Origin of the sequence: Nonomuraea rhizosphaerae (assembly GCF_019396405.1) — a bacterium.
Classification (GTDB): Bacteria; Actinomycetota; Actinomycetes; order Streptosporangiales; family Streptosporangiaceae; genus Nonomuraea; species Nonomuraea rhizosphaerae.
This window is the reverse complement of sequence record NZ_JAHKRL010000405.1, coordinates 1-23,327: the sequence shown is the minus strand read 5'-3', so window position 1 is coordinate 23,327 and position 23,327 is coordinate 1. Positions and strand designations below refer to the sequence as shown.

The following is a 23,327-nucleotide window of genomic DNA, read 5'->3' as shown; positions in this document are numbered from 1 at the left end:
GGCGTGCCGCCGAGCACCGAGCAGCCGCCCGCGGCCACCGCCACCGCGCCCAGCCTGAACAGCCGCAGCGCCTGACGCCTGGTGACGCCCGGTCCGGTCCGGTCTCTCGCGGCGCTCATGCCGAGGCGGGCGCGCGGCGTGGCATCACCCGGGTGATCTGCATGACGCTGCCCCCGAACAGCAGCACGCCGAGCGGCACGTGCAGCATCTTGACGTGCAGCACGCCGAGCGCCGCCGTGACGAGCGTGAGGACCAGCAGCAGCGCCGCCGAGACCGCCAGCCGGGCCGGGCCGCCGTCCGACCGCCACACCAGGAGGGCCGCGACCAGGTGCAGCACACCGGTGACGACCACGATGACCGCCGTCGCCATGTGCGCGGCGCGGCCGCCCGGCATGGCCAGGAGCTGTCCGGCGGTGATCGCCTGGATGAGGAACGCCGCCGCCTGGGCGAGGACCGTGATGCGGAGGAATCTTCGGCTCATGCCCCCGGATGCTCCTCCCGGGCCGCCCGCCGGTCGTCCTGCCTGGGGAGACAACCTCGGCTACCGCCCCGGAAGCAGGACGGGGACGACTACCACACCGGGAGTAGGGACACCTCCCCCTTGATGCCGAGGAGAGCGCCGGGAATGAGCCGTACTGTGCAGGAATGAGCTTCGCGCACCGATGGCGGCCGATCGCGGCCGAGGCGGCGCTGCCGCCCGCCGCGGCCGTCCTCCTGCTGGTCAGCGCGCTGTCGAGCCCCGGCACGAGCGCGCTGGACTACGCGGCGGTGCTGGCAGGCTCGCTGTCGCTGCTCCTCGTGCGGCGGGCCCCGGTGCCGGCGCTGGCGGTCAGCACCGCCTGCATGCTGGTGTACGCGGTACACGCGCTGCCGGGGCCGCCGGCCGCGTTCCCGGTGATGCTGGGCGTGTTCGCGACGGTCAGGGCCGGGCACCGGCTGGCCCCGGCCATCGCGGCGGCCGCCTTCCTCGGCGGCAGCCTGGCCGCCCAGCTCACCACGGTCACCGACCGGAGCGATCAGGCCGCCGTCGTCCAGGGCACCACGTTGCTGCTCGGCTGGTTCGTCGCCTCGGGCGTGGCCGCGACGGTGAGCAGGCACCGGCAGGCGTACCTGCTGCAGGCCGAGGAGCGGGCCGCCGAGGCCGTGCGCACCCGCGAGGAGATGGCGCTGCGGCGGGCCGGCGAGGAGCGGCTGCGCATCGCCAGGGAGCTGCACGACTCGCTCACCCACAGCATCTCGATCATCAAGGTGCAGGCCGGAGTGGCCGTCCACCTGGCCCGCAAGCGCGGCGAGGAGGTGCCTGCGGCGCTGGTGGCCATCCAGGAGGCCAGCGGCGACGCCATGCGTGAGCTGCGCGCCACGCTGGAGGTGCTGCGCTCGCAGGAGCCGGACGACTCCTCCGGCAGCGGCCTGGACCGGCTGGACGACCTCCTGGAACGGGCCCGCGCCGCCGGGCTGCCGGCCGGCGTGACGATCATCGGGACGCGCCGGCCGCTGCCCGCCGAGGTGGACCGGGCCGCGTACCGGATCGTGCAGGAGGCGCTGACCAACGTCTCCCGGCACGCCGGCGACGCCATAGCGTCGGTGCGCATCGACTACGGCGCGGACGAGCTGGTCGTGCAGGTGGACGACGACGGGCGGGCCCGCGAGGAGCCGGCGCACGTGCCCGGCGTGGGGCTGCTGGGCATGCGCGAGCGCGTCGCGGCGCTGGGCGGCCGGCTGCGGGCCGGGGCGCGGCCGGAGGGCGGGTTCACCATCCGCGCGGAGCTGCCCACGGGAGGAGCCGAATGATCAGGGTGCTGCTGGCCGACGACCAGACGCTCATCCGGGCCGGGTTCCGCGCCCTGCTGAGCGCCGAGGACGACATCGAGGTGGTCGCCGAGGCCGCCGACGGCGAGCAGGCGGTCGCCCTCGTCCTGGAGCACCGGCCCGACGTCGTCCTGATGGACGTGCAGATGCCGGTGATGGACGGCATCGAGGCCACCCGCCGCATCGCCGCCGACGAACGGCTCGCCGGCGTGCACGTGGTGATCCTGACCAACTACGGGCTGGACGAGTACGTCTACAACGCGCTGCGCGCGGGCGCGGGCGGCTTCCTGGTCAAGGACACCGAGCCCACGGACCTGCTCCAGGGCGTACGGGTGGCCGCCAGGGGCGACGCGCTGCTCGCGCCCGCCATCACCAGGCGGCTGATCGGCGAGTACGTCGGCCGCCGCCCCGATCCCACCCCCGACGGCCTCGACCTGCTCACCAACCGGGAGCGCGAGGTGATGGCCCTCGTCGCCCGTGGGCTGTCCAACGACGAGATCGCCGCCCAGATGGTGATCAGCCCGACCACGGCCAAGACGCACGTGAGCCGGGCGATGACCAAGCTGCGGGCGCGGGACCGGGCGCAGCTCGTCGTGTTCGCCTACGAGTCGGGACTCGTGACACCCCGGTGAGCCGGGGCGCGTGAGGCCTGCGGTCAGCCCCGAACTTGTGACGCCTGCGGTCAGCCGGGACGTGTGACGCCGTGGCGGTCGGCCGGGGCTTGTGACGCCGTGGCAGGGCGTGGCCCATTCACAGCGGGCCTCCGGCGTGCGAACGTGATCTGGTGCATCGCTGAAGGAGGTGCCCATGGGCATCGTTTCGCGCGGCTTCCGGGGCAGGCGCAGGGAACAGGACGACCGGCTGCCGCCGGGCCAGTACCTCGTCGACGACTTCCCCGTGCTGTCGGCGGGGCCGACGCCGCGGGTCCCGCTGGACCGGTGGGAGTTCGCCATCGACACCGAGGCCGAGGTGACCCACCGCTGGTCGTGGCCGGAGCTGATGGCGCTGGCGCAGACGACGCCCACGGTGGACCTCCACTGCGTCACCAAATGGTCCAAGCTCGACACGAGCTGGCAGGGCGTCTCCCTGGACACGCTGTTCGAGGACGTGGAGACGGCCGCCGAGTACGCGCTGGTCTACTCGTACGGCGGCTACACCACGAACCTCCCGCTGGAGGACCTGCTCGACGGCAAGGCGTGGATCGTGCACCGCTACGACGGCGAGGAGCTGGAGCCCCGGCACGGCGGGCCGGCCCGGCTGCTGGTGCCGCACCTGTACCTGTGGAAGTCGGCCAAGTGGGTGCGCGGCATCCGCCTGCTGGATGAGGACTGGCCGGGCTTCTGGGAGACGGCCGGCTACCACAACTACGGCGACCCGTGGCGCGAGCAGCGCTACCAGGGCGACTGATGCGCTGGCGGACCGCGACCCTCACCGGCGTGCGCGAGGAGACCCCCAGCGCCCGCACGCTGGTGTTCGACGTGCCGGACTGGCCGGGGCACCTGGCGGGCCAGCACGTGGACGTGCGGCTGACGGCCGACGACGGCTACACCGCCCAGCGCAGCTACTCGCTGGCCGCCGCGACCGCGTTCGAGCTGACCGTCGAGCGGGTGCCCGACGGCGAGGTGTCGCCGTACCTCACCGAGGTCATCGAGCCCGGCGACCGGGTGGAGATCCGCGGGCCGGTCGGCGGCTGGTTCGTCTGGCGGCCCGAGAACAAGTCGCCGGTCCTGCTGGTGGGCGGCGGCTCCGGCATCGTGCCGCTGATGGCCATGATCCGGGCGCGGCGGCAGGCGGGGAGCCGGGCGCCGTTCCGGCTGCTGTACTCGCTGCGCGACCCGCTGCGCCGCTACTACGCCGACGAGCTGCGACAGCCCGATCCCGGACTGGACGTCGCCTACCTGTACACGCGCGCCGCCCCCGAGGGCTGGGCCCGGCCGCCGGGCCGCATCCTGCTGGACGACCTCGCCGAGGGCGGCTGGCCCGCCGACTTCGAGCCGGACTGCTACGTGTGCGGGCCGACGGGGTTCGTCGAGGCGGCGGCCGACCTGCTGCTCGCGCTCGGGCACGCGCCCGGCCGCATCAGAACCGAACGCTTCGGGCCCACGTAGGAGGTTTTGCTGTGACCACCGAACATCTGGACGGCAACGCGCTGGCCGGCCCGCTGGCGGAGATCTTCTCCGTGGACGTCACGGCCGCCACGGGCCGGTGCGCGAGCTGCGGGCTCAGCGGGCCCGTGGCGTCGCTGCGGGTCTACGGGCCCGCGCCGGGGTTCGTCGCGCGCTGTCCGGGGTGCGACGAGGTCGTGCTGCGCCTGGTACGCGGGCCCGACGCGGCCTGGCTCGACCTCCGGGGGGCGGTCTCGCTCCGCGTGGCACTGCCTGAATAGACGCTGTTCTGTCCACATAGAGGTTGTGTTGTCCGAATAGGCGCTGTGCCGGCCGAATAGGCTTTGTGCTGGCCGAACAACTGGACAAGGGCGTCCCAAGGGATCTTCTCGTCCTTACGTGCGCCATACCTCGGCTCGCTACACTCAGGCACGTCCAACCGGCCGAGATCTGTTACGGCGGAGGTCTTGGCCATGGGCGGCGGCCCGCGGCCCTGTCCCATGGGAGTCACGCACACGTGAGCAGCGGGCTGCTGGACGCGCCACCGTCCCCCCACATACCGGTCAAGAAGCGAAAACGCTGGCTGCGGTGGGTGATCGCGATCGTGGTGACGATCGTCCTGCTGATCGTCGGGGCCGCCGTGGGCGTGTACGTCAAGCTGACCGGCAACGTGAAGCACGAGGACGTCGCCGGCGACCTCGGCGCCACCCGCCCCGCCAAGGTCGCGAGCACCGCGCTCAACGTCCTGATCGTCGGCTCCGACCAGCGCGACGGCAAGAACGCCAGATACGGCCACAGCATCACCGGCGAGCGCACCGACACGATCATGCTCGCGCACATCTCCTCCAAGCGCGACAACGCCATGGTCGTCAGCTTCCCGCGCGACTCGCTCGTGCAACTGCCCGCCTGCCGCGCCAAGGGCGGCCTGCCCGGCCAGCAGCCGCACGTGGGCATGATCAACGAATCGTTCAACTCCGGCGGCATCGCCTGCACCTGGAAGACGATCGAGACCCTCACCGGCATCCGCATCGACCACTTCGTCAAGGTGGACTTCACCGGCTTCAAGAGCATGGTGGACGCGGTCGGCGGCGTGGAGGTCTGCCTGCCCGAGCGCGTCGACGACAAGAAGGCCTTGCTGCACCTGGCGGCCGGCCGGCAGACCCTCGACGGCGAACAGGCGCTCGGTTACGTACGCGCCCGCTACAGCCTCGGCGACGGCAGCGACATCGGGCGGATCCAGCGGCAGCAGATGTTCATCGCCTCGATGGTGAAGAAGGTCATGAGCGGCCAGACCCTCACCGACCCCGCCAAACTGCTGGGCTTCCTGGACGCCGGCACCAAGGCCGTCACCACCGACCCCGACCTCACCCCCGGCGTCATGAAGGACCTGGCGGGCAGCCTCCAGGGCCTCAACGCCGGGAAGATCCGGTTCATCACCACGCCATGGCACTACTCGCTCACCCAGCCCGGCCGCGTCGAATGGGTGCAGCCGCAGGCCGGCAAGCTGTTCCAGCTGGTCTCGCGCGACGCCAGCCTCGACGGCGTCAAGGGCGGGCAGGCCAAGGTGTCGCGGTCGAAGGTGCAGATCGAGCTGCGCAACGGCACGTACCGCTCCGGACTCGGCACTCAGGTGGCGGCCTCGCTGGAGCAGCGCGGGTACCACATCACCAAGATCGGTGACACGCCGCGCAAGCCGATCGCCAGGACGACCGTCTTCTACGGGCCGAACGCCGAGACGCGCGTGCCCACACTGACCAAGGACCTGCTGACGTCACGGACGCGGGTGGTGGTGGGGGCGCGGACCAGCAGGCTCATCCTGGTGATCGGGAACGACTGGAAGGGCACCAAGCCGTTGCGGGCCGATGACACGGAGGCGCTGAAGGGGTTCGACGCCACGCACGACACGTGCGCGGCGTAGCCGACGCTTGCTGGGATCTTGGGCATGGGGAGCGTCCGTCAGGGCGCCTTGAGGAACTCCGTCAGGGCGGCCAGTGCCTCGACGACCTGCTGCCCGTCCGGCGTGCTGTCCGGGTCGAGCAGCCACTGGATCATCAACCCGTCGGTGATGGCGATCAGCACGGAGACCAGTACCTCCGGCTTGCCGACCGCTTCGAGCCCCATCGCCGCGCAGGCCCGCGTCAACATGTCGACGCCCGCCCGGCGGCTCCGCGCGTACCCGGCGGCCAGCTTCTCCCGCAGCACCGTCTCGCGCATCGCCACCGGATACCCCTCGATGCACAGCATCAGCATCGGCCGCATGTCCGCGAACACGTCCACCAGCCCCGCCATGGCCCGCTCCAGCATCTCCCTGGGCGTGCCCACCCGCGCACCGAAGATCGACTGCTCGACCCGTTCGATGAACGCGTCGAAGACGCTCGCGATGGCCTCGCTGAGCAGCGCGTCCTTGCCGCCGAAGTGGTAGCCGATGGAGGCCAGGTTCGTGCCCGACGCGGCCACCAGGTCTCTGGCCGTCGTGCGCGCGTACCCCTTCTCCTGCAAGCAGGTGACCGCCGCGGCGAGCAACCGCTCCCGATATCCCCCGCCCTCTGTCTGTGACACGGCACTTATGCTACAGATGTATACGAGCGTCTATGACATACGTACGTATACAGGAGGTTCTACGATGCTTCCCCCCGGTCCCCGCATGCCCGGACTGGCACAAACGGCCTGGTTCTTACGCGACCCGATCGGACTCTTCGAGCACTGCCGGCGCCGCTACGGCCCGATCTTCACCCTGCGCCCCTCCGGCTTCCCGCCCGAGGTGTACGTCACCACCGGCGAGTTGGCCGAACAGATCTACCGCCTCGACCAGGGCGGCGGTCAGGCCGGCGAGGCCCGCCGCGAGTTCCTCGAACCACTGGTGGGCCCCCACTCGGTGCTCGTGCTGGACGACGAGCCCTGGACGAGACACCGGCGCCTGCTCACTCCGCCCTTACGCGCCAAGCAGGTCGCGGAGTACCGCGACGACATAGCGGCCATCGCCGCCGAGCGGATCGCGACCTGGCCCCTGGGCACGCCGTTCGCGCTGCGCGACCGCCTGCAGGAGATCACACTGGAGGTGATCATCCGCCTGGTGTTCGGCATCCGCGACACCACACGCCTGGAACGCCTGCGCGCCCTGCTCCCCGTCCTGCTGGACATCAGCGGCCGACCGTCCGTCGCCCTGACACCTCCGGCCACACGCGCCTGGCTGGAACGCGTCCCTTTCTCACCCTCCGCGCGCTTCCTCCGCGTACGGACGGCCGTCGACGAGCTCCTGTACGACGAGATCGCCCGCCGCCGCACCGAACCGGGCGGCACCGACGTACTGGGCAGGCTCCTGCGGACCGAACTCAGCGACCAGGAGATCCGCGACGAGCTGATCACCATGCTGCTGGCCGGACACGAGACCACGGCGACCGGTGTCGCTTGGGCGTTCGAGCGGCTGCTCAGGAACGACGCCATCCTCACCCGGCTCCGCAGCAGCCTCGGCGTCCTCGACCGGCCACCCCACACCACCGACAACGCCAACCGGCACCCCAGCAGCACCGACGGCACTGGCGACATCACTGCCGGACCACACGACAATGTCGGCATCGCTCACGGGACGCGCCGAAACGACAGCCCCCTCAACAGCGCCACCGACCTCAACGGCCCACTCGGCAACCCCGCCATCCCCAGCGGACCGCCTGGCAGCGTCACCGCCCTCAACAGGCCACTGAACACCCATGGCACCCACAGCACCATCGCCCCTTCACGCAGGGACGGCGACGACAACCTCAACCAGTCGCCGAACGACGAGCGGCCACTGAACGACGAGAACTACCTGGATGCGGTGATCAAGGAAGCCCTACGCGCCCGACCGGTCGTCTTCGAGGCGCCCAGACTGCTGGACGCCCCGCTCAACCTGGGCGGCTACGATCTACCGGCCGGGACTCTGGTGAGCCCGTTCATCCCGCTCGTACACCACGACCCGGCCACCTTCCCCCACCCCGGGGAGTTTCGCCCAGAGCGTTTCATGGACGGCAAACACAGCAAGTCGTGGATGCCCTTCGGCGGCGGTCGCCGCTTCTGCGTGGGCGCGCAACTCGCGCTACTCGAGATGCACGTCATCATCCGCGAAATGCTGACCCGTCTGGAGCTTTCCGCGCCGGACCCGGCGCCCGAGGGCAGGCGGCTCAAGAGCGCCACCTTCGCCCCCGCGAAGCTCACGCGCGTCATCGCGCTTGCTCGGACTCCTGCTCGGACGCCGTAGCCGGGTACATCTCGTCGTGCGGCGAGTCGGCGCCCAACTCCTCGCGGAGCCTGTCGTAGTCGATGTTGTGATTGGTGTACTTCAGCTGGCGAGCGACCTTCGTCTGCTTCGCCTTGGCTCTTCCTCGGCCCATGGCTACTCCCTAGTCCCCGCTGTCATCCTAGCCAACAACGTTACGACTTGAAGAATTATGCAACTGAACTAGATTACTCTGAGACTATGCACGTGGAGGTCCACCAGGCCAAGGCCGACTTCTTCCGAACTCTCGGCCACCCCGCTCGCATCCGAGTGCTGGAACTTCTCCAGGAAGGCCCGCTCCCCGTCCGGGACCTCCTGGCCCAGATCGACATCGAGGCGTCCAGCCTCTCCCAACAGCTCGCCGTGCTGCGCAGAGCGGGCATCGTGAGCGCCATCCGCGAGGGCAGCACCGTCGTGTACACGCTGGCCACCCCCGAGCTGGCCGACCTGCTCGGGGCCGCCCGGCGCATCCTGACCGACATGCTCGCCGACCAGGGTGAGCTTCTCGCCGAACTCCGTGCCGAGGTCCCTTGAAGGGGTGACATCCCTCGACAGGCGACCGCCCCGCGATAGATCGGTATCCCCAGCGCCTCGACGCCTTGCGCCACCCCGACGCTTTGCGCCGTAACAACGCCCGTCGACGAAGCAGCCCCTCCTCGATGGAGCAGTACCCCTCGACGAGGCGCCCCTCCTTGACGAGGTAGCACCCTTCGCCGGAGCAGTTCCTCTTGGCAAAGCAGCGCCCCCCGACGAAGCAGTTCCTCGTGACCGGTCGGTGCCCCTCGGCGCGCCGGCACCGTCCGGCCTAACACCATTCTCCAACACATCAGCGCCAGGGACCCGGTCAGCGCCCATCAACACATCGACACGGCGCAACCAACCAGCACCCTTCGCCGCATCGATGCCGCCCAGCCAATCAGTGCTCCTCGCCGCATCGACCCTGCCCAGCCGGTCAGCACCCTTCAACGTATCGGCACCGCGCGGCCGGTCAGCACCCTTCGACACATCAGCACTGCACGGCCGAACATCAGCACTGCACGGCCGATCAACGCTCTTCGACTCATCAGCGCCGCGTAGCCGATCAACATTCATGGACACATCGACGCTGCTCAGCCAGGCAACAACTACCCGCGCGCCGCCGCTGTTCACCCAACAACCAGTCCCACAGCGGTCAGGCTCCCGATGCCCTACCAGCCCACGACCGATCCACCGGTGGCCCATCATCCACCCACGGCCAATTCGCTGACGGCCAACATCCGCCACCGCCCCGAGCACCCCGGCCGCTCGCCAGGACCCGGCCACCTGCCGGGAGAGGCCATCCGACCCCATACCTCTCGACCGCACACGCCTCCCCACCCTCGCCGCTCGCCCCGAGACGCCTCCCCACATGCCGCATTACGCGACCAGAGACGCCTCCCCTATGCCCCATCGACCGACTTGGCATGCCTTTTCCACACCCCTCATCAGTCACCCGAGCGCACCTTCTCCCCTGGTTCCCTCCCGACCACATTCCCCGCACCGCAGGTACGCGCCTTCCCGCACTCAGCCCGCGATATGTTCCCTCACCGCACACCACAAACACTCGCGTACCAGCCCAACCCAGCCATCGCAGTCATTCCCCGACCACCCCAGCCGCCGCAAAGCTCTCAACACCCGCCCCGCCCGGCCACTACCCCACCGCCGTGCCAGGCAGCAGATAGCCACCGCTCTACAGCACACTCGCCACACCAGCGGCAATCCCCCACCTACATGCTCGCCCCCGCCCCGTCAGCAGCAGACACGGCCGCCGCACCAGGCACAGGCACCGGCATCAAGCACAAGCACCGGCCACCGCAACCAACTTGGGCCACTCCCGCCCAGCCGCCACAAACTCCCAGCGCGGTCTCACGCCAACCACAGAAACTCTCGAAGCCGACCCTACGCACCCCTGCAGAAGAGCTCTCAGACCGATCCCGACAGGCTCTCAGACCGACCCCAGCCAGCCACCAAAGAACCCTCAGGGCGATTCCACCCACCGCAAAAACTCTCAGAGCCGGTTCGCGCTCCCCCCCACAGAAGCTCCCCGCGCTTACACCCTCACCGCAGCAGCTCTCCCCTGCTCACACCCACACCGCAGAAGCTCTCTCCCGCTCACACCCCCACCGCACACGTTCCCCGGCCAACCACCAGTCACCAGGCTTGCACTACCGTTCCTGCTGGTCACCCATGCCCGCCCCCGCAGGGTCAGCCAGCCCATGCCGGAAGGCGTACGTGACAGCCTGCGCCCGGTCACGGACGCCCGCCTTGGCGAACAAGTTGTTGATATGACTTTTCACCGTGGCCTCGGAGATGTGCAGCCGACCAGCGATCTCCGCGTTGGAGCTCCCCTGAGCGATCAACCGCAGCACCTCGGCCTCCCGGTGGGTCAGCCCATCGGGAAGCCCGGCCCCAGCGGGCCGAGAGCCGGACACGGCCTCGGCCAGACGTCGCTGCACCTGCGGCGCGAACTGCGCCTCCCCACCCGCAACCACCGCTATGGCACGAGCGAGCGACTCCGCGTCCGTGTCCTTGGTCAGATAGCCGCGCGCGCCCGCTTTCAGCGCCGCGAAGACCGACTCGTCGTCCGAGTACGTGGATAACACGACCACTTCCGTATTCGGGTGAGCCGCCCGTATCGCCCCCGTCGCCGCCACGCCGTCGAGCCGGGGCATGCGAAGATCCATCAGCACCACGTCCGGCGACAACTCGGCGACGAGCCGCACCGCCTCCTCGCCATCGGCGGCGGTGCCCACCACCTCGACGTCCGGCAGCAGGCCAAGCAGCAGCACCAGCCCCTCCCTGACCACGGTCTGATCGTCAGCGACCAACACTCGCACCGTCATGCTCGCCCCATACCGAAATCGCCGCCCTGACCACTCTCACCGACCGCACCGTACTCAACACCGCCGAGCGCGCCGCACCTCATGAGCTCGATGAAGCCGATCATGAGCTCGATGAGGCCGAACGCCCCGATCCCACCAAGGCCGTCCCAACAAAGCCGCCCTTACCAAGGCCGTCGCCAACAAGGCTGTCCCCAAACAAGGCCGTCCCCTGCAAGGCCGCCGTCAAGCAAGGCCGTCCTCAGCCAAGCTGTGGTCAACAAGGCTGTGCTCAGCAAAGCCCTCCTCCACGAGCATGGCCTCATCGAGGAGGAAACCCCGACGCACGTCCGTCATGCCGATAACCCTGGTCCTCGCCAATCCTTGATCATCGCCTGATCGTGCCGATCACACCGCCGATCACACCGCCGATCACACCTCTGCCCGATCGCACCTCCACTCGCCTCTAACGGTCGGCTGGGGAGTGTCCGGCGTTTGGAGGCGGATTGTCGGCTGAAAGATCGTTTTCCACGGGGGCCATATGCTCGCCGTCTTCCGTAGGCTGCCGGTCCACCGTTGCCCGGACAGGCCCGTCGGCCGGTCATGCCGGCACCTTGAGAATCACGGTGAAGCCGTCCTCTTCCGCGCACGTCGTGAGGGAGCCGCCGATGAGCTCGGCCCGTTCGCGCATGCCGACCAGCCCGTACCCCGTTCCTCCTCCAGCCCCTTGGACCGGCGTGCCCGTGACCTTGCCGTCGTCACGTACCTCCAGCTCGCACCACTTCCCCACGTGGTGCAGCGTGACCGAGACCGATGCGCCGGGCGCGTGTTTGCGCACGTTGGTGAGCGCCTCCTGCGCCGTGCGGACCACCGCCAGCCTGGCTTCCGCCTCCAGCTTGTCGAGGTCGGCCTCGATCGAAAGGACGCAGGTCGCCCCTGTGGTGACGCGGAACTCCGCCGCCAGCCGTTCCAGCCGCTCCATCAGAGGTAACTCGTCGCCACGAAGCGCGTCGAGCGCCCTGCGGGTCTCCTCCAGGCCCGCCCTGGCCAGCCGGACGGCCCGCTCCACGCGATCCAGCACAAGGGCCGGGTCGCCGCCCTCCTTCAGCAGCATCCTGGCTCCCTCCAGGTGCAGGATCTGCGCGGACTGCGAATGCGCGAGAACGTCGTGCACCTCGCGGGCCAGCCGGGTGCGCTCCGACAGCACCGCCTCGCGCGCTTGGGCGGCTGCGACCTCGGCAGACTGCTGCCGGGTCAGGTAAAAGTGCCAGATGCCGTACGTGAAGATGGCGGAGTAGGCGAGCCCGGCCGTCATCCCCAAGGCGGCGCTCGGCTCAAGGCCCCACCACAGCGACACGCACGGGAACACGGTGATGTCGATCGTGGTCAGCACGATGGCCTGGCGAAGCCCGAGGCGATAGGGCGCGACGAAGATCACCATGAAGAAGAACGCCGCTCCCGTATAGGGCTCGATCAAGTGCATGGCTATGCCGCCGACCAGGGCCAGGACAAGCAGCAACGCGTCGCGGGCCGGGGTGGTCTTGTGGAGCGTCACCCACAGACAGGCCCCGAATGCGATGACGCCTATCGGCAGGACGAGCAGGGCCTGGCCGAGACTCGGCTGATGTACGGCGAGGTTGACCGGCCCCGAGGCGAGATAGGCCACGAGCAGGACGTACAGCGCGACGCGAACGGCAGGGCGGCGGAGGAAGGAGGCCACGCGCACACGCTAATCCGGCGGAGGGAGCAGGAACATCAGCCCACGGGTTGAACCCAGAACTCCACCCCTGCTCCGATGCGCCCGCGGGCCCGGATGCAGCAACCTCATGGGCATGACAGCCATCAGCGTCAGCCATCTGGCCAAGTCGTTCGGGAAGGTGGTCGCGGTCGACGACCTCTCCTTCGACGTGCCGCATGGCGCCATCACGGCGTTCCTCGGGCCCAACGGCGCGGGGAAGACCACCACCCTGCGCATGATCCTCGGCCTGGTCGCGCCGACTGCGGGGGCCGCAACCATCGACGGCGTGCCCTACCACGAGCTCGATCGGCCCCCCAGGCAGGTCGGCGCGGTCCTGGAGGCCACGGCCTTCCACCCCGGCTTGAGCGCCGTGGCCCACCTGGAGTCCGTACGCATCGCGGCCGGACTGGAGTCCGCGCAGGTCGAGCATGTGCTCGACCAGGTGGACCTGACCGAAGCCGGCCACCGCAAGATCGGCGGCTACTCGCTGGGGATGCGGCAACGCTTAGCGCTGGCCACCGCGCTGCTGGGCGCCCCCAAGGTGCTCATCCTGGACGAGCCGGCCAACGGGCTCGACCCAGCGGGAATCCGGTGGCTTCGCGGGTTCCTGAAGGCGTACGCGCATCAGGGCAATGCGGTGCTGGTCTCCAGCCATGTGCTGTCGGAGATCCAGCAGATCGCCGACCGGGTGGTGATCATCTCCGGCGGGAAGCTGCGGTGGAGCGGGCCGCTGTACGACGCGTCCTCCCTGGAGGATCTCTACCTGGAGGCGACGGGATGAACGGCGCCCGGGTTCCGGTCCGCAGCGAGCACGAAGGCACCTGAATGCTCGTTTCCGACGCTCAGCCAGGCGTCGACCTCAGGGACCGTCTGCTGTCTCGGATGATCGCCCTCGCGTATGTACCACCACGTGTATCCGCCTCCTCAGGTGTCTGGCGTCTCAGACACCTGGCGTCTAGACACCTGGCGTCTCGGGTGCGGGGGTCGCGGGTGCAGAGGTCTCGGACGTCCAGCCCTTGCATGTCCGGCACCTTATGTACCCCGGCACCATGGATATCCGGCGCTTCAGACACCTGCACTTTCGGCACCCAATGCTTGGGGACGCGGCACCTCGAACAACCGGTGCTTTGAACGCCCAGTACCTCGCGCTATCGGTGCTCGGATAGCCAGCGCTTCCCCGGCCGACGACGCTACAGATAGCTAGAAGCAGCACCTCGCACAGCCCATGCTTCGGACGCCAGACAGCTCGCTCAGCCAGCGCCTCAAGCACCTGATACCTCATTTACCTGCGCTACGGACGCCCGTATTGCGAACGCCCGTCCCATGTCGTGATGCCTGGCCCGTGTCGCGGACGCCGATGTCGCGGGCACCTCGGCCTCGGATATCCACAGCTTGTTGACCAGTGCACGAACACGGGGGCCGTGGCGGCCCGTGTCGAGGACGCCCCGCAGAGGGACGCCCATGCTTGCAGGCCCGCGCTCGCGTCCTGGACGCCTGTGCTTTGAACTCCTGCGCCTTGGACACCCGTGCTCCGCAGAGCCGCGCCCTGGAGCCCCTGGCGCTGGCTCTGGCCCTGGATCGCCTTGATGGTCCGCGCTCGGGACGTTCGTGCTCCTGGAGATCTCGTGTCTGGAGGTCTCCGTGCAACCCACTACCTGGAGGTGGATCGATGAGTTCGTCAGCCGTAACCGTGACCAGCAGAACGGGCCCGCGCCCGTTGACCGAGCTGAACCGGCTTGTCCGGGCTGAGCTGTTCAAGGCTCGCGCCAGCCGTACCACCTGGGTTCTCTCGATCATCGCGCCCGTCTTCTGCGCCTTGTGGGTGTTGGTGCCGGTGCTTGTTCCGGCCTCGTCCGACGCCGCGCGGATAGCGGGGGTCTACTCCATGGCCGCGCAGGCGTACGTCTTCACGCTGATCCTCGGCATCCTCAGCATGGCCGGCGAGTACCGGCATCAGACGATCACCTGGTCGTTCCTCGTCACCCCGCGCAGGGGGACGTTCGTGGCGGCGAAGCTGCTGGCATCCGGGCTGCTCTGTCTGTTGGTGGCGGTGGTGTCGGCGCTGTTCACGCTGGCGGCGGGGAGCGTGTTGCTGGCCGTGCACGGGTATCCGGCGCTGAGCTCGGACGTGCCGTTGGTGCTCGTGGGGGCGGTGCTCAGCACCACGTTCTACGGGCTGCTCGGTGTCGCGTTAGCCGTGCTGATCAGGAACCAGGTGGGGGCGATCGTGCTGGCAGCGCTGCTGTTCTCGTACGGTGACGGGTTCCTCTCCTGGCTGGTGCCCGATGTCTACCGGTGGCTGCCCACCGGGGCGGCTCGCGCGCTGAGCGGCATGCAGGCCGATGGTGGGGCGCTGCTGCCCGCCTGGGGCGGGGGGCTGCTGTTCGTGGGGTATGTCGGGGTCATCGTGGCACTGGCCGGAATGCTCACCCTCCGGCGCGACGTCACCTGAGCGGGTGCTTGAGGGCAAGTAGGTGAGTGTCTGCTGCGAGCGTGAGGGCCGGTGAACGGTGCCCTGCGCTGGTGGGGCGGGCACTCATCTCGCCGGCGCTCGGCCGGTTGGGCGACTACGACAACTGCGGAGCGCTCATGAGGGTGTGGTGGGCGAGGGGCCGAGTCACTGCTGGGCGTCAGCGAGGTGGCGGCGGTAGCGGGCCTGGACGACCTTCGGGTAGCGGGCGGTGAAGATGGCCGGGACGGCGAACGAGAGCGCCTTGATGGCGATGACCACGAGCGTGGCGTGCGGTGCGACGGTCAGGACGAGGGTGAGTGAGACGGCGGCGACGGTGAACGCGATGGCCCACGCCGTCGTGATGACGACGTTGGTGCGGAAGAAGATCGGGTTGTCCCAGGTCTCCTTGGGGGCCATGGTCCGGGCGATGCCGAGGGTGAACGGCTTGCGGATGGCCAGCGAGCCCCAAGCCGTGCCCGCGAGCCACACGTTGACCAGCGCCGGCCCGTACGGCGTGAGAGGCGAGTGCGGATCGATGAAGGACAGGGCGGTGAGGCAGGCGAAGAACACGACGGCACTCGACTCGATCACCATCTCGTCCCAGGCCCGGCCCTGGCGGCGGTCGATGACGACGAGGACCACGGCGATCACAAGTCCGGTGATCGCGCCCCAGCGCCACTCGTCGCTGGTGGCGATGATCGCGTACAGGATCCAGGGGGCGAATCCAAGCAGAGCGCGCATGGGTGACTCCTTATGACGTTCCTATCGTGACATGTCGAAGGTAGAACCTCCTCGCCAGATATGTCAATATAGGAATATGAGTCTTCGACATGCGGTACTGGGACTGCTCTCCGAGGGACCGGCGAGCGGCTATGACCTGATGAAACTGTTCGACTTGTCCCTCTCGAACGTCTGGCCGGCCACGCAGAGCCAGCTCTACTCCGAGCTCGGCAAGCTGGCCGACGCGGGTCTGGTGAGTGTGGCGGCCGAGGGGGCGCGCGGTCGCAAGGAGTACGCGATCACCGAGGAGGGGGCGGCCGAGCTGCGGCATTGGATCACCGAGGTCGAGCCGGTCAGGACCATGCGCAGCGACATGCTCCTTCGGGTGTTCTTCCTGGCTCAGGTGGACCCCCAGGAGGCGCGGGCGTACCTGCGGCGGCAGGCCGAGCTCGTCACCAAGCATCTGGAGCACATGGAGAGCATCCGGAACTTCGTGGACAGCGGGCAGGACAACCTGTCGGTGTACGGGAGGATCGCGCTGGAGTACGGGTTGCGCCTGGGCACGGTGCAGCGCGAGTGGGCCGAATGGGCGGAAGAACAGATCCGTTAGGCTTCGCCCCATGGTCTCCGAACTGTTCGATGCAAAGGCTTGGCACGCGGTCGAGGGATTCGACTTCACCGACATCACCTACCACCGGGCGGTCGACCAAGGGACCGTACGGATCGCCTTCGACCGGCCCGAGGTACGCAACGCCTTCCGGCCGCAGACCGTCGACGAGCTCTACCGCGCACTCGAACACGCCAGGCAGACCACGGACGTGGGATGTGTGCTGCTGACCGGCAACGGGCCCTCGCCCAAGGACGGCGGCTGGGCGTTCTGCTCCGGCGGTGACCAGCGGATCAGGGGCAAGGACGGCTACCAGTACGCGGACGGTTCGGCGTCCACGGGCCGGTTGCACATCCTGGAGGTGCAGCGGCTGATCCGCTTCATGCCCAAGGTCGTCATCTGCGTGGTGCCCGGCTGGGCGGCGGGCGGCGGCCACAGCCTCCACGTGGTGGCGGACCTCACGCTGGCCAGCGAGGAGCACGCCCGCTTCAAGCAGACGGACGCCGACGTGGCCAGCTTCGACGGCGGCTTCGGGTCGGCGTACCTGGCCCGGCAGGTGGGGCAGAAGTTCGCGCGCGAGATCTTCTTCCTCGGCGACACCTACACGGCCGCCGAGGCGCACCGGATGGGCATGGTGAACGCAGTCGTCCCGCACGCGGCGCTGGAGGAGACGGCGCTGGAGTGGGGACGCAAGATCAACGGCAAGTCGCCGACGGCTCAGCGGATGCTGAAGTACGCGTTCAACGCGATCGACGACGGGTTGGTGGGGCAGCAGGTGTTCGCGGGCGAGGCGACGCGGCTGGCGTACATGACCGATGAGGCGGCGGAGGGGCGCGACTCGTTCCTCGAAAAGCGCGCCCCGGACTGGTCGCCATTTCCCTGGCATTACTGACCCCTCCGCCTCTTCCGCTCTCCCGCTTCTTCTGTGCGTGTGAGATTTCTTTTGTACGGCACGCATGGGCCGGCCCCAGTCGCCGCACGGGGCTGAGGACCTCCAGGGACACGGCCGCTGAGCCCGCACGGGGCCAGCCGCCGTTACAAGACGGTGAGACCACGGCCGCCCTCCTCCGGACCCGAGTCGGTAAGGGGGAGGGATTGCGTGAGCGTGGGTTGAGAAGGGGTGCTTGGCGTGCAGCAGCTCACGCTGGCGATTTCAGGGTGATCGAAAACACTGTGCGATGTCTGACTGTTCGACGTCTGATGGCGGTGCGGGTGCAGGTGCCAGTTGCGGTGCAGGTGCGAAGGCCGCTTTCGGTGCTGCCGCCGCCGCACCGAGGGTGAGCGCTGGATCTGAGAGTGGCGCTGTCGGATTGCAGAGTGGAGTGCGGCGGAGCCGGACCGGGAGAGCGGATGCGGCGGTCTTGGGGTGCCTCTGATGTCGGCTCGTGAGATCGAATATCGGCCGTCGAATGTGGGGAAACGGGGGCCGATGGTGCGGGTGGGACGAGTAGGCATCCCCGTATGTGGGGCGGGTGATGCTGGTGGTTTGCGGGGGTTTGGTGGGTTAGCGTTGATGTTCAACTACTTTTCTTGACTATCTCCACCCAATCGTGACCAACTACTGCAATTCTGATACGTCTTGCTGACCGCCCTTTGGGATGGAGATGGGACTGTTGCGAGCTTCCGGGGTGTGGGAGCGCCTTGTCAGGAAAGCAGCCATCTTTGGGATCATCAGCAGCGTGATCGCGCTGGTCCTGGTCTCTCCGGCTCAGGCGGCGGTGGCTGAGAAGACGCTCACCCTTTCCTACACCTGTGCGGGCGGGCCGTTCAGTAACACCTCGCTCAGCGTGGAAATCATCGTGCCGGACACGGGGAGTGGGACGTTCGAGGTCAAGTGGAAGCTCCCCGCGCTGACCCTGCGTACGGCGCCGACCGCCACCACGCAGGTCAAGGTGGCGGGGAAGCTGCTCGTGACCGGAGGGACGCACACTGATCTCGACAAGACCGGGGCGAGCGTTTCCTCCGGGCTGACGACGGTGCTGGCCGCGCAGGTGACGAGCACGGTCGCCGTCACCGCGACCACGGGGCAGCAGGTGACGGTGAAGGGGGCCACCGAGCAGGGCAGCCTGAAGCTGAGCCTGGCCAACGCGACCACTGACGCCACCACGTGCACGACCACCACCGCGCAGAGCGTGACGGTCACCGTCGGTCAGGGTGGAGGCGGCGGGACGCAGGAGGACGTGGTCACGTACTCGTGCACGACCGGTACGGAGAGCAGCCCCCAGACCGTCGAGATCAAGGTCACGCTGACCATGCCGACGACCGCCCCCAAGGCGGGCGAGCAGTTCACGATCGGCTGGGCTGGGGTCTACGAGACGGGGTCCGAGCTTGAAGCACCGTCCACGGGGCTGCAGACGGGCAACAAGATATTCGCCAATGTCTCGATCACCGGGATCACCGGCCTCACCTCCGCGACCGGATCAGCCGACCTGACCGCCGCGACCGACGGTAACCCGATCACGTTGCCGACGCGGATCGACATACGCGCGACCGCGAACACCGCCGGCACCGCGACCATCAAGCCCGCGGCCGTCAACATCGGCACCTCGGCCACCTCACCGACGATCAAGTGCGAGCCTCAGAACGCGACCACGCTCAAGACGTACACGCTGACCGTCGGGTCGGGCACCGGCTCCTCACCCAGCGCGACTCCCACCCCGTCGAAGACCCCGACCCCTACTCCGACGCCCAAGCCGTCGAGCAGCAAGAGCAGCAGGAACTCCACCACGCCGAAGGCCGGGGTCGACACGGGTGGCGGGGGTATGGCTGGGCCTGACGGGCGCTTGTTCGTGCTGGTGGGGTCGGTGTTGATCACGGCGGCCGGAGTGGGTGGGCTGCTGATGCGCCGCCGTCCCGCGGCCAGGTTCAAGCTCTGAGGAGGCGTTCTCGCGTCTCTTCGCGATCTTGAAGAGGCGCGAGATACCTTCCTCGGTCTGTCTGGCGAGTCAGGGGTTATGGCGCGTGTCAGAGGTCGCGGCACATTGGAGGTTCTGCCCTGTCGCTGGTTCCGCCATGTGGGGATTCATGGGCACGTCGAGGTCACGGTGCATCGAGGGGCGCGCCCCTTCGGGGAGCGCGGTGCGTCGGGCTTCTGCGGTGAGACTGGGCGGCATGCATTGTCGGTGAGGCTGGGCGGCACGCGTTGTTGATGTCGCTGGCGGGCACGCATTCTCCCAGGCCGGGGTGGCATTGGCTGTAGCGGCGTCTTCGCAGCAGCCCGTCCACTCCGGGTGGCGGCGCTCGGGAAGCTGCGGTGTGCGGGGGAGGGGCGCTGGCTAGATTGGGGGCTTTCTCACGCCGCATCGGGGATTTCGTGAGATCTATCGCTTCGCTGGACGAGGACGCCCCTGTCTGGTCGCATCCTGAGTCCGAGCGAGCCGGGCGTCCGCTGATTGTTCTGCTTCATGGGTACGGGGGCCATGAGTCCGACTGGACGGCATGGTTCCCGGCACTGCCGGCCGGAACCGTTGGAGTCGCGTTGCGTGGCCCGGTGGCGGTGGAGCAGCGGTGGGCTTGGGCGGATGTCGTCACCAAGGCGCGCGGAGTTACGGCCCTTCCGCGTCGGCTCGTGGTGTGCTCGCGTGGCTGGACCGCCAGGACGCTGAGCGCGTCGCGCTGGTCGGCTGGTCGCAAGGCGGTGCGCTCGGGGTGCACCTGCTCCGGCAGCGGCCGGAACGGTTCGTCTCCGTGGCGCTCGTCGCCGGGTTCGTCTCGGATCTCCGGCCGCACGCCGGGGTACGTGCCCGACGTCCACCCGTCTGGTACGGCATGGGGGGATGTGAGGACGTCATTCCGCCGGATCTGGCCGCGGCGTCACGGCGCTGGCTCGCGGAGCACACGTCCGCTCGTTTGTCGATTTCCCGGACGAGACCCATATGTTGTCGCGCGCCTTCGCCGATGGCGCGCTGAGGTTCACCGCCGAGGCGCTGGCGGCGGATCGTTCCCCGTCGCGGCTATGAAGGGCCGGCGGTGACTGCGATCACCCTGGGGTCTGGGCCGAGGCGTGTGGTGAGGTGGGCCGGGGTGGGGTGACAGACCTCGCCAGGGTGTGGGGGCAGGGCCCGGGGTGGGAGTGACATCGCTCCAGGACAGGGGCGGTATCGCCGCCCCAGGGCTAGGCGGTGGTAGCCCGATGGCTGGGCGGTGGTAGCCCCCAGGGCGGAGAACGCATCGCCCGCGCGGGGCGAAGTGGCATCACCAGTACGGGGTGAGGGCGTCGCCCGTACGGAGTGCCGTGGCACGGTTCAAGGGGCGCTGGTTCAGGGGGCGCTGGTTCAAAGAGAGCGTCGTCCGCGTAGCTGGAATGGTGCCGCGGAAAGTGGCGGCTGCAGGAGCGGTGGCCGGCCCCTGGCAGGTGATGACGCCTCAGCAGGCGGCGGCACCTCGACGAGTGATGGCCGTAGCTGGGCTTCGGTCGTAGCGGGCAGGTGGTCGTAGCGGGCGCATGACCGTAGCCGGGCGGGAGGCCGTAACGAGCGGTGCTCGTAGCCAGCGGTGGCCGTAGAAAAGCGGTTGGAGGGCGCGGCGGCAGAGGTGGAAAACAGGAGGAGTTGTGGAGGGGCGGCGCGGCAGACTGGGCCGATGGAGATCGTAGTGCCCGCCGCGCTGACGGCGTTTCACGTGAAGCACGACGGAGAAGCCGGGCGTGCCTGGTCGGCGGGGTTGCCCGCGCTGACGAAGCGGTACCTCGACGAGTGGGAGCTGCGGCTTGACGGTGGGCCTGCCCATGGCGTGGTGTCCCTGGTGTTCCCCGTGGTGCGGCGGGACGGGACGCGGGCGGCGCTGAAGTTGCAGCCCGTCACCCACGAAAACTGCTGGGAGGCGCCCGGGTTGCGGGCGTGGGCGGGTGACGGGTCGGTGCTGTTGCTCGACGAGGACCCCGAGACCGGGACGATGCTGCTCGAACGGCTTGATGGCGGGCGTTCGCTGCTGGCTGTGGATGACGAGATGAAGGCGCTGGAGATCTTGACCGCGTTGTTGCGGCGGTTGGTGGCGCTGCCTGCTCCTGCGGAGATGCGGCGGTTGGGGGACATCGCGCAGGAGATGCTGGATGACGTTCCTCAAGCGATGGGGGTGTTGGGTCTGGAGCGGGATCGGCACTGGCTGGGGATCTGCGCGGGGGCTGTGGGTGAGTTGGTGGGTGAGCCCGGGGACCGGTTGCTGCACTGGGACCTGCACTACGAGAACGTGCTGGCCGGTGAGCGGGAGCCGTGGCTGGCCATCGATCCGAAGCCGCTCGCGGGGGATCCGGGGTTCGATCTGATGCCCGCGCTCCACAACCGGTGGGAGGAGATCGTGGCGAGCGGGAACGTGGGGCGGGCGGTGTTGCGGCGGTTCGACTACATGGTGGACGAGCTGGGGTTGGATCGGCAGCGGGCGGCGGGGTGGACGCTGGGGCGGGCGCTGCAGAACTCGCTGTGGGATGTGGAGGATGGGGAGTTGGAGCTGAACGAGGTTCAGCTGGCGGTGGCTGAGGCGGTTCATCAGCGGTTGTAGGGGGCGGTTCGTCAGCTGGTTGTGGGAGGCGGTTGAGCTTCCGGCCGCGCGTGAGTCAGGTCAGGCCGGGAGGCTGTGGAGGAACGTGCGGGTCAGTGCGGCGATCGCCGGCCGGTGGGTCTCCAGGGCGAAGTGGCCGGTGTCCAGCAGGTGGACCTGGGCGTTCTTCACGTCCCGGGTGAAGGCCGTGGCACCGTCAGGGCCGAAGATCGCGTCGTTCTTGCCCCAGACGGCGAGTACGGGCGGTTGGTGGGTGCGGAGGTACTCCTGCCATACCGGGTACGCCGCGACATTGGTGGCGTAGTTCAGGAACAGGGCCAGCTGGATCTCCTCGTTGCCGGGGCGGTCGAGGAGGGCCTGGTCGAGGGCTTCCTTGTCCGGGTTGACCAGGGAGACGTCCGGGACGCCGTCGGTGTACTGCCAGTGCGTGGCCTCGCGGGTGAGGTTGGCGCGGAGCGGGGCGAGGTCGGCTTCGGAAGGGTTCGACCAGATCTTGCGGAGGTCGCTCCAGAAGGAGGTCAGCCCGTCCTCGTACGCGTTGCCGTTCTGGGTGATGATGCCGGTGATCCGGTCTGGGTGGCGGACGGCGAGGCGGAAGCCGACAGGGGCGCCGTAGTCGTTCACGTAGATGGCGTACCTGGTCCGGCCGAGGGAGTCGAGCAGGTGGTCGATGACGTCGGCGAGGTGGTCGAAGGTGTAGCTCCACTCGGAGGCGGCGGGGGCGGAGCTGTGGCCGAAGCCGGGGTAGTCGGGGGCGATGAGGTGGAACTCGTCCTACAGATCGGTGATCAGCTCCTGGTAGGCGATCGACGAGGTCGGGAAGCCGTGGAGGAGTACGAGGGTGGGGGCCGAGGGGTCGCCTGCCTGGCGGTAGAAGACGTTGAGGCCGTCGATCTGAGCGGTGCGGTAGTGGGTCGTCACCGGGGCTCCCTGTTAACTGGTTAAAGGTTGTTTGGTGGTTAAGTGATAACATGGGAGCTTGTAACCGGTCAAATTGCTTTGAGAGGTTAATAGCGTGAGGGTGCGGCCGCTTCGTGGGGAGCCTGTGGCGTTCGACCTGGTCGACAGCGTGTGGGTGGAGCACGGGGTGATGGTTGATCAGTTCGACGATCCTGAGGGGGTGCGGGGGTGGCTGCGCGATCACGGGCTGCCGGGAGGTGAGGGGGCGCAGGTCGAGCGGGTGCGTGATCGCCTGGTCGAGGCACGGGATGCCATCCGGGCGCTGCTGGAGGGGCGGGGGGCCGAGCGGATCAACGCGGTGCTGGAGCACGGCAGCCGCCGCCCGGCGATCCGTGACAGGAGCGAGGGCGG

Annotated in this window: 25 protein-coding genes; 16 read left to right on the top strand and 9 right to left on the bottom strand. The window is 68.8% G+C overall.

All coding sequences use genetic code 11. The features are described 5' to 3' along the window. Positions 1-115: 115 nt before the first annotated feature. Positions 116-481, bottom strand: a complete 366-nt coding sequence (locus KME77_RS20720) for a hypothetical protein (RefSeq protein WP_219470270.1) — start codon at positions 479-481, stop codon at positions 116-118. A gap of 164 nt (positions 482-645) precedes the next feature. Between KME77_RS20720 and KME77_RS20715 the strand changes: the two genes are divergently transcribed. The 6 genes from KME77_RS20715 (at position 646) to KME77_RS20690 (ending at position 5,832) form a co-directional block, all read left to right on the top strand. Then, positions 646-1,791 carry a sensor histidine kinase gene (locus tag KME77_RS20715; RefSeq protein WP_219470268.1) on the top strand — a complete coding sequence of 382 codons (1,146 nt, stop codon included), beginning with the start codon at positions 646-648 and terminating at the stop codon, positions 1,789-1,791. Further along, positions 1,788-2,441 carry a response regulator gene (locus tag KME77_RS20710; protein WP_219470266.1) on the top strand — a complete coding sequence of 218 codons (654 nt, stop codon included), beginning with the start codon at positions 1,788-1,790 and terminating at the stop codon, positions 2,439-2,441. Before KME77_RS20715 ends, KME77_RS20710 begins: the two co-directional genes overlap by 4 nt. A gap of 175 nt (positions 2,442-2,616) precedes the next feature. Further along, on the top strand, positions 2,617-3,216 hold the full coding sequence (locus KME77_RS20705; protein ID WP_219470264.1) for a sulfite oxidase-like oxidoreductase: 600 nt from the start codon (positions 2,617-2,619) through the stop codon (positions 3,214-3,216). Continuing rightward, the gene (locus tag KME77_RS20700; protein WP_219470262.1) at positions 3,216-3,917 is read left to right on the top strand and encodes a ferredoxin reductase; all 702 of its coding nucleotides are present in this window, start codon (positions 3,216-3,218) and stop codon (positions 3,915-3,917) included. The genes KME77_RS20705 and KME77_RS20700 overlap by 1 nt, the downstream gene beginning before the upstream one ends. An 11-nt stretch (positions 3,918-3,928) precedes the next feature. Further along, positions 3,929-4,195, top strand: a complete 267-nt coding sequence (locus KME77_RS20695) for a DUF6510 family protein (protein ID WP_219470261.1) — start codon at positions 3,929-3,931, stop codon at positions 4,193-4,195. A gap of 236 nt (positions 4,196-4,431) precedes the next feature. Continuing rightward, positions 4,432-5,832, top strand: a complete 1,401-nt coding sequence (locus KME77_RS20690; RefSeq protein ID WP_219470259.1) for an LCP family protein — start codon at positions 4,432-4,434, stop codon at positions 5,830-5,832. Positions 5,833-5,870: 38 nt separating this feature from the next. Here the strand turns inward: KME77_RS20690 and KME77_RS20685 are convergent, their stop codons facing one another. Then, the gene (locus tag KME77_RS20685) at positions 5,871-6,473 is read right to left on the bottom strand and encodes a TetR/AcrR family transcriptional regulator (protein ID WP_219470257.1); all 603 of its coding nucleotides are present in this window, start codon (positions 6,471-6,473) and stop codon (positions 5,871-5,873) included. Between the two features lie 7 nt (positions 6,474-6,480). Here KME77_RS20685 and KME77_RS20680 point away from each other — a divergent pair, with 7 nt between their 5' ends. Next, positions 6,481-8,148, top strand: coding sequence for a cytochrome P450 (locus KME77_RS20680; protein ID WP_308250793.1), 1,668 nt, complete (start codon positions 6,481-6,483; stop codon positions 8,146-8,148). Here KME77_RS20680 and KME77_RS30525 read toward each other — a convergent pair. Beyond that, on the bottom strand, positions 8,111-8,281 hold the full coding sequence (locus KME77_RS30525; RefSeq protein WP_219470252.1) for a DUF3073 domain-containing protein: 171 nt from the start codon (positions 8,279-8,281) through the stop codon (positions 8,111-8,113). The genes KME77_RS20680 and KME77_RS30525 overlap by 38 nt on opposite strands. A gap of 86 nt (positions 8,282-8,367) precedes the next feature. Here KME77_RS30525 and KME77_RS20670 point away from each other — a divergent pair, with 86 nt between their 5' ends. Continuing rightward, the gene (locus KME77_RS20670; RefSeq protein WP_219470251.1) at positions 8,368-8,700 is read left to right on the top strand and encodes an ArsR/SmtB family transcription factor; all 333 of its coding nucleotides are present in this window, start codon (positions 8,368-8,370) and stop codon (positions 8,698-8,700) included. Positions 8,701-9,128: 428 nt separating this feature from the next. Here the strand turns inward: KME77_RS20670 and KME77_RS29980 are convergent, their stop codons facing one another. From KME77_RS29980 to KME77_RS30375, 3 genes are all read right to left on the bottom strand, one after another. Next, complete coding sequence (locus KME77_RS29980) at positions 9,129-9,254, bottom strand: hypothetical protein (RefSeq protein WP_281424211.1); 126 nt, start codon at positions 9,252-9,254, stop codon at positions 9,129-9,131. A 1,095-nt stretch (positions 9,255-10,349) separates the two neighbouring features. Further along, positions 10,350-11,027: a response regulator gene (locus KME77_RS20665; RefSeq protein WP_219470249.1), complete on the bottom strand. Its 678-nt coding sequence runs from the start codon at positions 11,025-11,027 to the stop codon at positions 10,350-10,352. Between the two features lie 577 nt (positions 11,028-11,604). Beyond that, positions 11,605-12,723 carry a sensor histidine kinase gene (locus tag KME77_RS30375; protein ID WP_219470246.1) on the bottom strand — a complete coding sequence of 373 codons (1,119 nt, stop codon included), beginning with the start codon at positions 12,721-12,723 and terminating at the stop codon, positions 11,605-11,607. A 112-nt stretch (positions 12,724-12,835) separates the two neighbouring features. Here KME77_RS30375 and KME77_RS20655 point away from each other — a divergent pair, with 112 nt between their 5' ends. Next, positions 12,836-13,522: an ABC transporter ATP-binding protein gene (locus tag KME77_RS20655; RefSeq protein ID WP_246610338.1), complete on the top strand. Its 687-nt coding sequence runs from the start codon at positions 12,836-12,838 to the stop codon at positions 13,520-13,522. A 909-nt stretch (positions 13,523-14,431) separates the two neighbouring features. Continuing rightward, positions 14,432-15,193 (top strand): ABC transporter permease, encoded by a 762-nt coding sequence (locus KME77_RS20650; protein WP_219470243.1) that lies wholly within the window; start codon positions 14,432-14,434, stop codon positions 15,191-15,193. A gap of 165 nt (positions 15,194-15,358) precedes the next feature. On the opposite strand, the gene KME77_RS20645 is transcribed toward KME77_RS20650, so the two are convergent. Continuing rightward, the gene (locus tag KME77_RS20645) at positions 15,359-15,934 is read right to left on the bottom strand and encodes a hypothetical protein (protein WP_219470241.1); all 576 of its coding nucleotides are present in this window, start codon (positions 15,932-15,934) and stop codon (positions 15,359-15,361) included. 76 nt (positions 15,935-16,010) lie between these two features. Between KME77_RS20645 and KME77_RS20640 the strand changes: the two genes are divergently transcribed. The 5 genes from KME77_RS20640 to KME77_RS20620 all read left to right on the top strand — a co-directional run bounded on the left by KME77_RS20640 (position 16,011) and on the right by KME77_RS20620 (position 22,016). Beyond that, on the top strand, positions 16,011-16,523 hold the full coding sequence (locus KME77_RS20640; RefSeq protein ID WP_219470239.1) for a PadR family transcriptional regulator: 513 nt from the start codon (positions 16,011-16,013) through the stop codon (positions 16,521-16,523). Between the two features lie 10 nt (positions 16,524-16,533). Further along, positions 16,534-17,412 carry a 1,4-dihydroxy-2-naphthoyl-CoA synthase gene (locus KME77_RS20635; protein ID WP_219470237.1) on the top strand — a complete coding sequence of 293 codons (879 nt, stop codon included), beginning with the start codon at positions 16,534-16,536 and terminating at the stop codon, positions 17,410-17,412. A gap of 787 nt (positions 17,413-18,199) precedes the next feature. Next, a complete protein-coding gene (locus tag KME77_RS20630; protein WP_219470235.1) occupies positions 18,200-19,396 on the top strand; it encodes a hypothetical protein in 1,197 nt (398 codons plus the stop codon). A 697-nt stretch (positions 19,397-20,093) separates the two neighbouring features. Further along, positions 20,094-20,429 (top strand): alpha/beta hydrolase, encoded by a 336-nt coding sequence (locus KME77_RS20625; protein WP_219470234.1) that lies wholly within the window; start codon positions 20,094-20,096, stop codon positions 20,427-20,429. A 672-nt stretch (positions 20,430-21,101) separates the two neighbouring features. Next, positions 21,102-22,016 (top strand): aminoglycoside phosphotransferase family protein, encoded by a 915-nt coding sequence (locus KME77_RS20620; RefSeq protein ID WP_219470232.1) that lies wholly within the window; start codon positions 21,102-21,104, stop codon positions 22,014-22,016. 60 nt (positions 22,017-22,076) lie between these two features. Here KME77_RS20620 and KME77_RS20615 read toward each other — a convergent pair whose 3' ends face one another. Next, on the bottom strand, positions 22,077-22,775 hold the full coding sequence (locus tag KME77_RS20615; protein ID WP_219470272.1) for an alpha/beta fold hydrolase: 699 nt from the start codon (positions 22,773-22,775) through the stop codon (positions 22,077-22,079). A gap of 15 nt (positions 22,776-22,790) precedes the next feature. Continuing rightward, positions 22,791-22,937 (bottom strand): alpha/beta fold hydrolase, encoded by a 147-nt coding sequence (locus KME77_RS20610; protein WP_219470230.1) that lies wholly within the window; start codon positions 22,935-22,937, stop codon positions 22,791-22,793. Positions 22,938-23,061: 124 nt separating this feature from the next. Between KME77_RS20610 and KME77_RS20605 the strand changes: the two genes are divergently transcribed. Next, the coding region (locus tag KME77_RS20605) for an ABATE domain-containing protein (RefSeq protein ID WP_219470228.1) at positions 23,062-23,327 on the top strand (266 nt) is incomplete at its 3' end.

Excerpts from the sequence above, each read along its gene's own strand:
- KME77_RS20645 (WP_219470241.1), bottom strand. The coding sequence starts at position 15,934 with ATGCGCGCTCTGCTTGGATTCGCCCCCTGGATCCTGTACGCGATCATC.
- KME77_RS29980 (WP_281424211.1), bottom strand. The coding sequence starts at position 9,254 with ATGTTGATCGGCTACGCGGCGCTGATGAGTCGAAGAGCGTTGATCGGC.
- KME77_RS20665 (WP_219470249.1), bottom strand. The coding sequence starts at position 11,027 with ATGACGGTGCGAGTGTTGGTCGCTGACGATCAGACCGTGGTCAGGGAG.
- KME77_RS20715 (WP_219470268.1), top strand. The coding sequence starts at position 646 with ATGAGCTTCGCGCACCGATGGCGGCCGATCGCGGCCGAGGCGGCGCTG.
- KME77_RS20670 (WP_219470251.1), top strand. The coding sequence starts at position 8,368 with ATGCACGTGGAGGTCCACCAGGCCAAGGCCGACTTCTTCCGAACTCTC.
- KME77_RS20720 (WP_219470270.1), bottom strand. The coding sequence starts at position 481 with ATGAGCCGAAGATTCCTCCGCATCACGGTCCTCGCCCAGGCGGCGGCG.
- KME77_RS20640 (WP_219470239.1), top strand. The coding sequence starts at position 16,011 with ATGAGTCTTCGACATGCGGTACTGGGACTGCTCTCCGAGGGACCGGCG.
- KME77_RS20710 (WP_219470266.1), top strand. The coding sequence starts at position 1,788 with ATGATCAGGGTGCTGCTGGCCGACGACCAGACGCTCATCCGGGCCGGG.
- KME77_RS20620 (WP_219470232.1), top strand. The coding sequence starts at position 21,102 with ATGGAGATCGTAGTGCCCGCCGCGCTGACGGCGTTTCACGTGAAGCAC.
- KME77_RS20700 (WP_219470262.1), top strand. The coding sequence starts at position 3,216 with ATGCGCTGGCGGACCGCGACCCTCACCGGCGTGCGCGAGGAGACCCCC.
- KME77_RS20635 (WP_219470237.1), top strand. The coding sequence starts at position 16,534 with ATGGTCTCCGAACTGTTCGATGCAAAGGCTTGGCACGCGGTCGAGGGA.
- KME77_RS20680 (WP_308250793.1), top strand. The coding sequence starts at position 6,481 with ATGCTACAGATGTATACGAGCGTCTATGACATACGTACGTATACAGGA.
- KME77_RS30525 (WP_219470252.1), bottom strand. The coding sequence starts at position 8,281 with ATGGGCCGAGGAAGAGCCAAGGCGAAGCAGACGAAGGTCGCTCGCCAG.
- KME77_RS20705 (WP_219470264.1), top strand. The coding sequence starts at position 2,617 with ATGGGCATCGTTTCGCGCGGCTTCCGGGGCAGGCGCAGGGAACAGGAC.
- KME77_RS20655 (WP_246610338.1), top strand. The coding sequence starts at position 12,836 with ATGACAGCCATCAGCGTCAGCCATCTGGCCAAGTCGTTCGGGAAGGTG.